The following is a 13,301-nucleotide window of genomic DNA, read 5'->3' on the forward strand; positions in this document are numbered from 1 at the left end:
CTTCTTGATGGGTGCGAGCGGCGGTCAGCTGCTGCCTTCCGGTGCGGTGTCGGCCGGGATCGCGCCGGCGTCCGGCCCGGAGGGCAGGTACACGTGCACGTGGCCCTTGCCCGCGTCGATGCTGATCACGTCGAGCTGGAGCGCGGCGACCGACCAGGCCCGCACCGCCAGCGTGCGCTGCGCGCCGGCCAGGGTCAGCAGCTCGCCCGCCAGTGGCTGCGCAGCGGTGGCCGCGGCGGCGAAACCGTCGACCGCGGCGGCGAGCTGCTGGACAGCGGTGCGCATCCCGGTGCGGGCGACGTTCACGCCGTTGCCCGCGGACGGTGTCTCGGCGTACCGCTGCACCTCCGCGGACACGATGTCGCGCCAGCCGCGCACCTCGTCGATCGTGGGCACGGCCGACGACGCCGCGTCCTGGAGGGGAGACGCTTTCGCCATCGCCTCCAGCACCGGTGTCAGGCGTTCCCGGCCACCTTTGGCCAGCTCGATCAACGTCCCGACGTGCTCGACGTCGCGCTGCGCCTCGGCCTGCTGCAACTCCGCGATCCTGCGCTCCGTCGCGTCCGGTCCGGACGTCCAGGAGCCGGTCACGAACGCGACGGCGAACCCGAGCGCGAACGTGGTGACCAGGGCGGTGGCCGATCCCCACAGGGATCGGGGTGATCGCGTCGCCGCGGCTTGGCGCGGGGACTTCCCCGGCCGTGCCCGTCCCACCGATGTGGTCCTGCCCATGACCTTCCTCCTTGCCGAACGGTGAGAAGGAGCCTCGCGGCGGAGGTCCGCGGCCCCGGCGGGTGCCGGGGCCGCGGACGACCCGCTCAGGACAGCGTCCACCTCTGGTTGGTGCCGCCGCTGCAGGTCCAGATGATCAGCTGGGTCCCGTCCGCGGAGCTGGCGCCGTTGGCGTCCAGGCACTTGGTGCCGTTGCGGATCGTGCCGTCCGACTGCACCGCCCAGTTCTGGGCGGCCGAACCGTTGCACGTCCACAGCTGCACCAGCGCACCGTCGGCGGTGCTGCCGCCGTTGACGGTGAGGCACTTGCCCAGGGCCTGGAACGTCTGCCCGGTGCGCGTCCACGCCTGGTTGGTGCCGCCGTTGCAGGTCCACAGCTGGACCTTGGCGCCGTCGGTGCTGCTGTTGCCGTTGACGTCGACGCACTTGCCGCCGATGCCGGTGATGCGGGTGGTCCCGCCGCCGGTGCCCGGAATGCCGATCCCGGCTCCGGTGTACGTCAGCGAGTCCAGGTCGTAGCTGGTGCTGGAGCTCGTCTTGAACACCACGAACAATTCCGTGGTGCCACCGGGGTTGGTGACGTTCACCGCGGGCGTGCTCGCGTAGTTGTCCCAGCCGCCGGTGCTCGGGACCGGGACCGTGGCGATCAGCGCACCCGTCGGCGAACCGGCACGCAGTTCGACCGACCCGCCACCGCTGGGCGACGACAGCCGCAGCGACACCTGGTTGATGCCGGCGAAGTTGACCGGCTTGAACGAGATCCAGTCGTTGTTGCTGATGTCGCCGACCCTGGAGCCCGACTCGGCGCCGGCCTGCGCGACGACCCGCACGCCCGAGGAGCCGGTGAAGTACTCGGCCTGCTTGCGCTTGGGCTGCAACACGACTGTCCCGCTACCGGTGAGCCCCGGTACGCCGGACGCGCCGTTGTCGGTGTACTCGGCCGAGGCGATGACGTGCGCGTTCCCGTTCTGGTGCTCGGTGTCCGCCTCGGCCTTGAACGACCCGGTGCAGCCGTTGATCGGGCTGCCCATCGGGTGCTTGTGCGAGTCGTGGCCGAGGTTGGGCACCGTGACCACCCGGGTGCAGTTGATCGTGCCGTCCTCGGCATCGGTGACCGAGACCGTGTACGGGATGGTGTCGTTCCAACTGAACATCCCGCCGTCCACCGGACCGGTGAACCGGACGGTCGGCGCGGTGTTGCCAGACGTCACGGTGAGGTTCGCGGTGCCGGACTTGCCTGTGGCGTTGGTGACGGTGAGCTGGACGTTGAACGTGCCCGACGTGGTGTAGGTGTGCGAGGGGTTCGCCGCCGTGGACGTGCCGCCGTCGCCGAAGGTCCACCGGTAGGTCAACGGGCTGCCGCCGGGATCACTGGAGCCCGCGCTGGAGAACTGCACGGTCAGCGGCGTCCCACCGGAGTTCGGGGTGGCGGTGGCCCGTGCGATCGGGCTGCGCGGTCCGGCGTTGTAGTCGATGCGGAACAGCCCGGCTCCGGGCAGGTGGACGTTGTCGTCCCAGCCCGAGCCCCACGTGAGCAGGTACATCGAGCCGTCCGGGCCGAACTTCATGTCCATCGGCGAGGCGAAGGACATGTTCGCCAGGAACCTGTTGGCCTTCAGCAGGTTGCCGGACGAGTCCATCCGGAACTCGAACATCGTGTTGCGGACCCACTCGCCGAAGAACGGTGTCCCGTCGAAGTACTCGGGGAACTTCGTCGGCGAGGGGTTGTTCGGGTTGTACTGGTAGACCGGGAACGCCATCGGCGCCTCGCCGCCCGTGCCCATTTCGGGGAACTTGTTGCCCTCGCTCGCGCTGCCGCCGTACCAGATGCTGGCGGGGCGCGGTGCGGGCAGGTTCGTCAGACCGGTGTTGTTGGGCGAGGTGTTCGTCGGCGCGGAGCAGTTGAACTTGGCGCCCGACGTGTTGTTGGCGAAGTTGTAGTCGTTGTACGGGGTGTTGTTGCCCACGCAGTACGGCCAGCCGTAGTTGCCCGCCGTCTTGATCACGTTCCACTCGACCATGCCACCCGGGCCGCGGTTGGGGTTGTCTGCGCCCGCGTCCGGGCCGTAGTCGGCCGCGTAGATCACACCCGTGGTCGGGTGCACGCTGAACCGGAACGGGTTGCGGAAGCCCATCGCGTAGATCTCGGGCCGGGTCTGCGCCGTACCCTGCGCGAACAGGTTGCCCGAGGGGATGGTGTACGTGCCACCGGTCTCGGGGTGGATGCGGAGGATCTTGCCACGCAGGTCGTTGGTGTTGGCCGCGGTGCCCTGCGCGTCGAACAGCTTGCGGCCCGGGCGCTCGTCGATCGGCGCGTAGCCGTCGGAGGCGTTCGGGTTGATGTCGTCGCCGACACCGATGTAGAGGTTCTTGCCCGGCCCGAACGCCAGGTAGCCGCCGGTGTGGCCGGGCTCGCTCTGCCGTGACATGGGCACCGTGAGGATGACCTTCTCACTGGACTGGTCGAGCGTGTCGCCGTTCATCGTGAAGCGGGAGACCCGGGATATCTCCTCGGTGGTGTTGCCCGGCGCGTACATCAGGTAGACCCACTTGGTGGTGGCGAAGTCCGGGTCCAGCGCCACGCCGGTGAGGCCGTCCTCGGAGACCTGCCCGCCGCCGTAGACGTTGAACGTGGCCGCCGTGACGGTGGTGCGGGTGTCGGGCTTGTAGATCTTGAGCTTGCCGCCGAACTCGGTGAAGAACGCCCGTCCGTCCGGCGCGACGTCGACCGCGCCGGGCGCGATCGTGGTCTCGTCCAGCGCGACCTTCTCGAAGCTGCCCCAGACCGTCGGGCCGCAGTCCGCCGCGACCTTGGCGCCCGCCGACTCCACGCCGCCCTTGATGTGCTCGCGGAACAGCGGCTCGGAGTAGGACGACGCCTGGTGGCCCATGCCCGTGGCCCAGACCCGGCCGCCCTCGAAGTTGCGGCACCACGAGATCGGGTGGTCGTGACCCATCCTGGACGTGCCGGGGTCGTAGGTGGTCTCGTCCGCGGTCACCAGCACGTGGGCGTTGCCGCGCACCGAGCGGTTGAAGTTGTACCACTCCTCGGTGCGCGTCCACCGGTCCGGCAGTCCCGCGCCGGACGGGTGCTTGCGGTCGGCGACCTTGGCGGTGCCGGACACGATGGCCGAGTGCTGCGTCATCGTGGCGCCGAGCATCTGGTCCCACCACGGGAACGACGCCTCGATGTTCATGTCCGTCGCGTTGTGGATCGCGACGAAACCGCCGCCGGCGCGCATGTACCTTTGCGCGGCGGAGCGCTGCGCGTCGTTGTCCCACACCATGCCGGAGGTCTGGAGCATGACGACCACGTCGTACGTGGCGAGCGAGGCGTCGTTGAAGACCGACGAGTCCTCGCTCTTGGTCAGCTCCCACTGGTTCTGGGCGGCCAACTGCTCGAACATCGTGATGCCGGCCGGGATCGAGTCGTGTCGGTAGGCCCCGGCAGCGGTCTTGCTGAACAGCAGGACGTGGAAACCTTCAGGGTGTGCGGGCGCCGGCGCGGTAGCCAGCCCCATCATCACCAGCGCGCAACCTATGATCGACGACAGGCGCGCGAATCTGTGCCGCATTGCCACTCCTCTGGGGCATGTGAAGGCGACTGACTGGATTACGCGGCGGCGGCGGCGTATGGAGAGATCGGCGGCCGGCGGGTGTCGCCGGACGCCGGTGCTTGCGGTACGCGTGCTGTGCTGGACCGGTGTGCGAAGGTCCGCCCGGCGCGGCTGGTGGCGCCGCGCCGGACGGGATTCGGATTCCAGTCAGCTGGAGCACTCCGAGGGTTCAAGAGCAGACATGGGCGCCCCCTCGGTGCGTCGTTGCCCGGGTGCTAGATGTCATACAAGTGCTCGTAGATCCGCCACGATTTGTAACACACATCCGGCGGGCGAGTCCAGATGCACCAATGCCGCCAGGGCGTTCCGCCCGTCATCGGACGGGCGGCTGCCACGTGGCGGATCGGCGTTCGGGCGTCAGCCGAAGAGGCGGCGCTGGATCTCGCGGCGGTAGTCCTGCAGGGTGTTGTCGATGTGGATGCCCGCGGCCGTCGCGGCGGCGTCCGGGTCGCCGTCGCGGATCGCCTGGTAGATGGCGAGGTGCTCCTCGACCGCCTCGGTCGCGTGTCCGCCGATGGTGCCGTGCAGCCCGATGGTGCTGGACTGGCGTTGCAGGCGGCGCGCCTCGCGCACCGCGGCCACGAAGAACTGGTTGTGCGACGCCGCGGCGACGGCGAGGTGGAAGTCCTCGTCGCCGCGCTCGAACAGCGCGAGGTGGTCGGTCAGGTAACCCTCTCGGCACGTCTCGGCGGCGGCGGCGATGGCCCGCAGCTCAGCCGGGGTGGCGTGGGTCGCGGCCAAGCGGCTGGCGGCGGTCTCCTGGACGCGGCGGAACTCGAAGAGCATGTAGACGTGGTCGAGGTTGGTGGGCAGGAAGAAGCCTCCCCACCGGGAGGAGCCGAGCATGCCCTCGTCGTCGGCGACGTAGAGCCCGCGTCCCTTGTGCGCCCGCACCCGTCCGATCGCGGAGAGGATCTTGACGGCTTCCCGCACCACCGTGCGGCTGGTGCCCATGCGCGCGGCCAGCTCGTTCTCGGTCGGCATCCGGTCGCCCGGCCGCAGTTCCAGCTCGGCGATCAGCTGGAGGATCTGCTCGGCCACGAGCTCGTACCCCGGTCGGTACGGACCGGTCGTCGGGGTGGTGTCCGGCCGCCCGCTCGGGCCTTCCGGCACAAGTGCGCCATCCGTCAACGCCAAGCTCCTTAGTGACGGGTCGCCTGAAGAGTATGACGGCTCACCGCTGTCCCCACAGACTACATCCCGGTGGGGACGACCTGCTTGAGCTTGCGCAGATGTGGATGTCGTCGCAGGTCACGCACGTGACGCCGGTCGACGTGCCCGTGGCGCGGTCGGCCTCGGATAAGCATGCTCATCGGTCGCGTGACGGGGGCTGATCGGTCGCCACTGCGTGACGATGAGTAGTACTCACCTCCATCGATGACGGTCGGGGGTGCGCGTCAGGCGCACCTTCACAGTCGCTCTTCCGGCAGGCGGTACACGCGCGCCGCCGTGCCGCCGAACACCTCGTCACGCTCGCCGGCGGTCAGCCCCGCGGTCAGCCCCTCGGCCGCCGCGACGACCTCCTCGTACGAGGCCGCGAGCAGGCAGACCGGCCAGTCGGAGCCGAACATCACCCGTGACGGGCCGAACGCGTCCAGCACCACGTCGGCGAACGGGCGCAGGTCCGCCACGGTCCACCCGACCGGGTCGGCCTCGGTGACCATGCCCGACAACTTGCAGGTGACGTTCGGCTCGGCGGCGAGCTCGCGGATGTAGGACGCCCACGGTTCGCGCTCACCGCCGGCGATCGGCGGTTTCGACAGGTGGTCCAGGACGAACGTCGCCCCGGGCAGGGCGCGCACGGTCTCGATCGCCGCCGGCAACTGGTGGACGAGGGTGAGCAGGTCGTAGACCAGCCCGGCGTCCGCCACCGCGCGCAGTCCGCGCCGCACGTCCGGCCGGGCCAGCCACCGGGGGTCCGGCTCGCCCTGGACCAGGTGCCGCACACCGACGAGCAGGTCGCCGCCGGGACCCGCGCGCAGTGCGGCGAGCACGTCGCCGACGGCGTCGTCGGTGAGGTCGACCCACCCGACGACGCCCGCCACCAGTCCCTTGCCCTCGTCCGCCGACAGGGACAGGAAGTCGGCCGTCTCCTCGACGTCCGGGACCACCTGGACCAGGACGGTCCGGTCGATCTCCGCCACCGAGGCCACGGACGACAGGTCGTCCAGGCCGAAGTCGCGCCGGATCGGGGCGAGGTCCGCTCCGTCCAGCCAGTCGTGCGCGCGCGGGCTCGGCCCCGTTCCGGCGTGCCCGTCGGGCAGGAGCCGCCAGACGTGGTGGTGCGCGTCGATCCGGGTCATGTCGTCTCCACCCTCGGTCGGCAGGTTCCGGGTAGGCGTCCCACCACCGGGACGCCGCCCGGACGGTGCACGGCCGCCACCGGGAAGAGGATGGCAGCCGTGCCGCGGGACCAGGACGGTCAGACGCGCTGGAGCTGGAACCGCTGGTTGTCGCCCCCACCGGGGGTCCACTGCGAGATGCGGGCGCCGTCGGTGGTCGACGCGCTCCACACGTCCATGGCCAGGTTGCTGAGGCGGTTGACCAGGCTGACGACACCTCCGCCCTGGTCGACCACGCGCCACTGCTGGCTCGTGGCGTTGGTGTCCGGTCGCTGGGTGATGTCGGCGCCCGTGCTGGAACTCGCGACCTGGAGCACCATCCCGCTGTGCCGGGCCCGGACGCGGTAGTAGCCGCCGCCCGAGTCGACGAAGTCGAACTGCTGGTTCAGCCCGCCGGTCGAGGACCACTGCTGCAGCAGGGCGCCGGCGGCGGTGGACACGCCGCTGATGTCGGCGAACTTGCCGCTGTGCCGCGCGACCAGCCGGTAGTGCACCCCCGGCTGGACGATCGGTCCGCTGCCGCCGCCCTGCCCGGTCGCGCGGTAGGTGTGCCCGGCCTGGCCGGGGAACTGGACGACGTCCGCCTCGGGCTTGGTCGGCTGCACGACCGCACCGCTCGTCGTGTCGGTCAGCTCGAACGTGCCGGTGAACACCCGGCTGCGGATCCGGACCGTGCCGTCGCGGTCCGGCGTGACCGAGAGGGTGATCGCGCTGCTGCTCCAGGTCGCCCCGACCGTGTACCCGCCGCGCCCGCGCAGACCCGTCACGCTGCCCGTCGGCCACGCCGCCGGCAGCGCGGGCAGGACGTGCAGCTCGCCGTTGTGGCTGTGCAGCAGCATCTCGGCGATGCCGGACGTCGCGCCGAAGTTGCCGTCGATCTGGAACGGCGGGTGCAGGTCGAACATGTTGGGCGCGAGCCTCGCCGGGGTGACCAGGTAGCGGATCAGGTCGTGCGCCCGGCCGCCCTCCTCCATCCGCGCCCAGTAGTTGATCTTCCAGGCCAGCGACCAACCGGTTCCGTCGTCACCGCGCAGCTGGAGGGTCCGGCGGGCGGCCTCGAACAGCTGGGGCGTGCCGCGCTTGGTGATCTGGTTGCTCGGGTGCAGGCCGTACAGGTGCGAGACGTGCCGGTGGTTCGTCTCGGGCTCGACCCAGTCGTAGAGCCACTCCATGATGTTCCCGCGCGAGCCGACCCGCATCGGCGCGAGCCGTTGAGCCGTCGCGCGGACCCGCGTGCGGAAGTCGGTGTCCACGCCCAGCACCTCCGAGGCGCGGGCGGAGCCCTCGAACAGGTCGCGCAGGATCTGCATGTCCATCGTGGGCCCGGCGGCCACGCTGGCGTTGGCGTGGTGCGGCAGCTCCGGGGAGTTCGACGGGTTGGTGACCAGCCACTTCAGCGTCGGTTCCTCCACCAGGGTGTCGAGGAAGAACTGGGCGGCACCCTTCATCGCGGGGTAGTAGGACCGCAGGAACTCGACGTCGCCGGTGAACAGGTAGTGGTCCCAGATCATGGTGGCGAGCCACGCGCCGCCGGTCTGCCACATGCCCCACATCGCGCCGTCCACGACCGAGGAGCCACGCCACCCGTCGGTGTTGTGGTGGGTGACCCAACCACCGGCGTTGTACTGCGCACGCGCGGTGCGGGCGCCGGTCACGGTGAGGTCGTTGATCATCCGGAACACCGGCTCGTAGCACTCCGCGAGGTTGGTCGTGTCGGTCGGCCAGTAGTTCATCGGCAGGTTGGCGTTGATCGTGTACTTCGAGTCCCACGAGGGGGCCAGCTGGTCGTTCCAGATGCCCTGGAGGTTCGCGGGCTGGGTGCCCGGCCGCGACGACGCGATCAGCAGGTACCGGCCGTACTGGAAGAGCAGGGCGGAGAACTGCGGGTCGACGGCGGTGTTGTGCTGGGCGATCCGCACGTCGGTCGGCTGGTCGGCCGCCGCGGTGCGACCGAGGTCGATGGTGACGCGCCCGAACAGCCGCTGGTAGTCGGCCACGTGCCGGCTGCGCAGCACGTCGTACGCCGTGCCCTGCGCGCCGTTGAGCCGCCCCCGCGCGATGGCCTGGTAGTCGCCCGCCACGTTCCGGTAGTCGACGTAGCTGGTGCCGATCGAGATCAGCAGGGTGACGCTGTTGGCGTTGGTCACCCGCAGCGTGCCGCCGGAGCTGGTGGTGGTCCCACCCTCGGCGATGGCCTTGGTCAGCGCGAGGAACCGGACCGAGCCCGCGATGCCCCGCTGGTCGCCGGACCGGCCGTCCAACCCGATCGTCGTGCCGTCCGGGCTCGACATCGTCGCCCGTTGCGGCGTGCTGAACGTGGCGGTGAACGAGATCGACCCGGGTGTCTCGGCCGTGAGGCGCATGGCGATCACCTGGTCCGGCGCGCTGGCGATCACCTCGCGCCGGTACCGCACGTTGTTCGCCACGTAGGTCACCGCGGTCGTTCCGGTGGTCAGGTCGAGCCACCGCTGGTAGCCGGACACGGTGCCGGGGCTGGGGAAGGTGAGCCTGAGGTCGCCGACGGGCTGGTAGGCGAGCTGGCCCGCCGGGTTGCCCAGCATCGCCTGGTCGATGAGGGTCTGCGCCTGCGACCACTGGTTCGCGAACACCAGGCGTCTGATCTCCGCCAGCGCGGCCGCGCCCCGCGTGTTCGTGTAGTCGTGGGGGCCGCCTGCCCACACCGTGTCCTCGTTGAGCTGCAACCGCTCCGTGTCGGCGTTGCCGAAGACCATCGCGCCGAGGCGGCCGTTGCCGATCGGCAGGGCGCGCAGCCACTCCGAGCCGGCCTGCCGGTCGTACCACAGCGCCAGGTCATTCACCGCGCGCACCTCCGGCGGCGCGGCCGAGTCGGCCCGGGCCACCGCCGTCCAACCGCCCGGCACCAGCACGGCCCCGGCGCTCGCCGCACCGAACTGCATCAGTCGCCTACGTGGCATTTCCGGCATTTGAACCCTCCACAATGGACGGTAATCGCTCGGGGAGCGGGGCTGTCGCCTTCGTCGGTGGCGGAAAGCGGCGCGTCCGCGGCTCAACCGAAACCCCTCGGCAACGTAGCCACCGGTGAACGCGGCCGTCAACGCCGAACGCCCCAGTGATGTTAGCGGTAACACCGTTGAGCTTGTCGAGCGACTTCGTCGAATCCGCCTTCGGTGCCGCGTTTTGCCGAATGGGCCGGCACGTCAGGTGGCCAGGTCGGACGTGCCGTTAGCGCTAACAGTTTTAGCACCGCAAAACGTTGACGCCCCCTCGCGTCGGTGGCTACCGTGCCGGAAGGCCCCGGTGAGACCTGTGGTTTCCCGAGGTCCGGTTTGGTAGTCCGGTTGCGCCGTCGACGATGACGAGGGGGACCCTTCGATGTGCTGAACACGTTGGAGTGGAACGAGTGCCGTCCTCCGGTCGGCACGTCCCGCGGCCGCACTTCCCCGACCGGCCGCGCCCGATCGGCAGTGCTCCATTGAGGACATTCCGGTCCGCGCGCCGCCCTGAGGTCGCGCGAGCGACGGGTGAAACCCTTTTTTAGCGGCTTTTAGCACTTGGCCTTCCTCCTGTTCCACGTCGGTTCGAACCGTGGACTCCCGATTCGTCCGGAGTCCCGTCCGTGAGTTTGCCTGGGAGCGCTCCCGGACGACTCGCCCCGGACCGACTCGAACCGCCGACCGCCAGCGCGGTCCACCGGCGCGTCGATTTCCGGCGCGCCGGCCGTGTCGATGCCCGTCAGTTGAGAACAAAGGGTGTGAGCCTGCCATGAGATACCGAGTCAGGGCGGCGTTGACCGCGGCACTCCTGGTGGCCGCCGGTGTGGTGGCGACAGCGGTCGGCTCCTCGCCACCAGCTGCCGCGCATCCGGTCAACGCGGCCGACTTCCAGCAGGTCGAGCTGGCCCGAGGGGTCGGCGAAGTGGGCGAGCCCATGACGCTCGCCGTGCTGCCGGACCGCTCGGTGCTGCACACCGCCCGCAACGGGACGGTGCGCCGCACCACGGCCGCCGGCGTCACCAACGTGATCGGCACGGTGCCGGTCTACACGCACGACGAGGAAGGCATGCAGGGCATCGGGGTGGACCCCGGCTTCGCCACGAACCGGTTCATCTACCTGTTCTACGCGCCGCCGCTGTCGACCCCGGGCGGCGACGCACCGGCCACCGGCTCGGACTTCTCGGCGTGGAAGGGGGTCAACCGGCTGGCCCGGTTCACCCTGAACGCCGACTTCACGCTGAACATGGCCAGCCAGGTCACCGTGCTGGAGGTCGGGACCGACCGGGGCAACTGCTGCCACGTCGGCGGTGACATCGACTTCGACGCGGCCGGCAACCTGTACCTGTCCACCGGCGACGACTCCAACCCGTTCGACTCCAGCGGCTACACCCCGATCGACGAGCGGACCAACCGCAACCCGGTCTACGACGCCCAGCGCAGCGCGGGCAACACCAACGACCTGCGGGGCAAGGTGCTGCGGATCAAGGTGAACGCCAACGGGTCGTACTCGATCCCGCCGGGCAACCTGTTCGCGCAGGGCACCGCGAACACCCGTCCGGAGATCTACGCGATGGGTCTGCGCAACCCGTTCCGGTTCAACGTGGACAAGCAGACCGGTGCGATCTACGTCGGCGAGTACGGGCCGGACGCGGGCACCAGCAGCAACACGCGGGGACCCGCGGGCATGGTGGAGTTCAACCGGATCACCTCGGCGGGCAACTACGGCTGGCCCTACTGCGTCGGCTCGAACACCACGGCCGAGGCGTACGTGGACTACAACTTCGCCACCGGGCAGTCCGGCAGCCGGTTCAACTGCGCCGCGCCGGCCAACAACTCGCCGCGCAACACCGGGTTGGGCACCCTGCCCGCCGCGCGCTCGGCGTGGATCAAGTACGACAACTGCTCCTTCTCCGCGTTCGGCTGCGGCTCGGAGTCCCCGATGGCCGCCCCGGTGTACCGGTACGACGCGGCCAACCCGTCGTCGATCAAGTTCCCGCCCGCGCTGGACGGGCACGTGTTCGCCACCGAGTTCGGCCGGCGCTGGATCAAGACCATCGACGTCAACGCCGACGGGTCGGCCGGCCAGGTCAGCGAGTTCCCGTGGCGCGGCACGCAGGTCATGGACGCCACCTTCGGCCCCGACGGCGCCCTGTACGTGCTGGACTACGGCACCGGGTGGGGCAGTGGCGACGCCAGCTCCGCGCTCTACCGCATCGAGTACAACCCGGCGGGGAACAAGGCGCCGACCGCACGGGCCGCCGCCGACCGGGTCTCCGGCAGCGCACCGCTGACGGTGAACTTCTCGTCGGCCGGTTCCTCGGACCCCGAGGGCACGGCGCTGACCTACGCGTGGAACTTCGGCGACGGCACCACGTCCACGGCCGCCAACCCGAGCCACACCTTCACGGCCAACGGCCAGTACTCGGTGACGCTCACGGTGACCGACACCGGCGGCCGCTCCGGCTCCGCCGGCGTGTCCATCTCGGTGGGGAACACGGCGCCGACAGTCAAGATCAACACGCCGGTCAACGGCAGCCTGTTCAGCTTCGGCGACACCGTGCCGTACACCATCACCGCGTCGGACGCGGAGGACGGCACGATCGACTGCAGCCGGGTGAAGCTGAGCTACCTGCTCGGCCACGACAGCCACGGGCACCCGATCACCACGCAGACCGGCTGCTCGGGCACGTTGCAGATCCCGGTGGACGGCGAGCACGACACGGCGGCGAACCTGTTCGCGGTGTTCGACGCCGAGTACACCGACTCCGGCTCGAACGGCCAGCCGCCGGTGACCACGCACACGCAGCACGTGCTGCAGCTGAAGCACCGCCAGGCCGAGCACCACTCGACGCAGTCCGGCACCGCCCTCTACGACAAGGCGGCGGCCGAGGGTGGGCGGACGGTCGGCGACATCCAGAACGGCGATTGGATCTCCTTCGATCCGTACGCGCTGGGCAGTAACACGAGGTTCACCGCCAGGGTGTCGTCGGCGGGCGCGGGCGGCACGCTGTCCGTGCGGGCCGGTTCGCCCACCGGAACGGTGCTCGGCACGGTGACCGTGCCGGTGACCGGCGGGTGGGACACGTTCACCGACGTGTCCACCAACCTGTCCAACGTGCCGGCCGGAACGTTCACGCTGTACCTCACCTTCGCGGGCGGCACGGGCACCCTGTTCGACGTGGACGCCTACACGTTCGGCCCGTCGACGGGCACCCGGACCGGTCCGATCGTCGGCGTCGCGAGCAAGTGCGTGGACGTCAACGGCGGTAGTTCGACCGACGGCGCGAAGGTGCAGCTGTGGACGTGCAACGCCGGTGCGAACCAGCGTTGGACGGTCACCGGGTCCACGCTGCGCGCGCTGGACAAGTGCATGGACGCGGCCGGCACCGCCGACGGCGCCCTGGTGCGGTTGTGGACCTGCAACGGCGGCGGTGCGCAGAACTGGACCGCCGGCGCCAACGGTTCGTTGGTGAACCAGCAGTCGGGCAAGTGCTTGGACGCCAACGGCGCCAGTTCCACCGACGGCACGCAGTTGATCATCTGGAGCTGCCACGGCGGCACCAACCAACGATGGACCCTGCCCTGACGAACTCGGCAAGGACAGCGGTGTGGCGTCGCTCCTGTTCCAGGGGCGG

6 protein-coding genes are annotated in these 13,301 nt (G+C 70.1%); 1 reads left to right on the forward strand and 5 read right to left on the reverse strand.

Annotated elements, in window-relative coordinates; genetic code table 11:
• Nucleotides 1-24: 24 nt before the first annotated feature.
• The 5 genes from AB0K14_RS28695 to AB0K14_RS28715 all read right to left on the reverse strand — a co-directional run bounded on the left by AB0K14_RS28695 (nucleotide 25) and on the right by AB0K14_RS28715 (nucleotide 9,627).
• A complete protein-coding gene (locus AB0K14_RS28695) occupies nucleotides 25-732 on the reverse strand; it encodes a hypothetical protein (RefSeq protein ID WP_360465646.1) in 708 nt (235 codons plus the stop codon).
• Between the two features lie 86 nt (nucleotides 733-818).
• Nucleotides 819-4,307, reverse strand: coding sequence for a ThuA domain-containing protein (locus AB0K14_RS28700; protein WP_364339248.1), 3,489 nt, complete (start codon nucleotides 4,305-4,307; stop codon nucleotides 819-821).
• Between the two features lie 399 nt (nucleotides 4,308-4,706).
• Nucleotides 4,707-5,480, reverse strand: coding sequence for a FadR/GntR family transcriptional regulator (locus AB0K14_RS28705; RefSeq protein ID WP_360466073.1), 774 nt, complete (start codon nucleotides 5,478-5,480; stop codon nucleotides 4,707-4,709).
• A 278-nt stretch (nucleotides 5,481-5,758) separates the two neighbouring features.
• Entirely contained in the window at nucleotides 5,759-6,652 is an 894-nt protein-coding gene (locus tag AB0K14_RS28710; RefSeq protein WP_360466070.1) for an amidohydrolase family protein, read from the reverse strand.
• 119 nt (nucleotides 6,653-6,771) lie between these two features.
• Complete coding sequence (locus AB0K14_RS28715; RefSeq protein ID WP_360466067.1) at nucleotides 6,772-9,627, reverse strand: glycoside hydrolase N-terminal domain-containing protein; 2,856 nt, start codon at nucleotides 9,625-9,627, stop codon at nucleotides 6,772-6,774.
• Nucleotides 9,628-10,435: 808 nt separating this feature from the next.
• Between AB0K14_RS28715 and AB0K14_RS28720 the strand changes: the two genes are divergently transcribed.
• Nucleotides 10,436-13,252: a PQQ-dependent sugar dehydrogenase gene (locus AB0K14_RS28720; RefSeq protein ID WP_360466064.1), complete on the forward strand. Its 2,817-nt coding sequence runs from the start codon at nucleotides 10,436-10,438 to the stop codon at nucleotides 13,250-13,252.
• The last annotated feature ends 49 nt before the right edge of the window (nucleotides 13,253-13,301 follow it).

The organism is Actinosynnema sp. NPDC050801 (assembly GCF_040673975.1).
Taxonomy (GTDB): Bacteria; Actinomycetota; Actinomycetes; order Mycobacteriales; family Pseudonocardiaceae; genus Actinosynnema.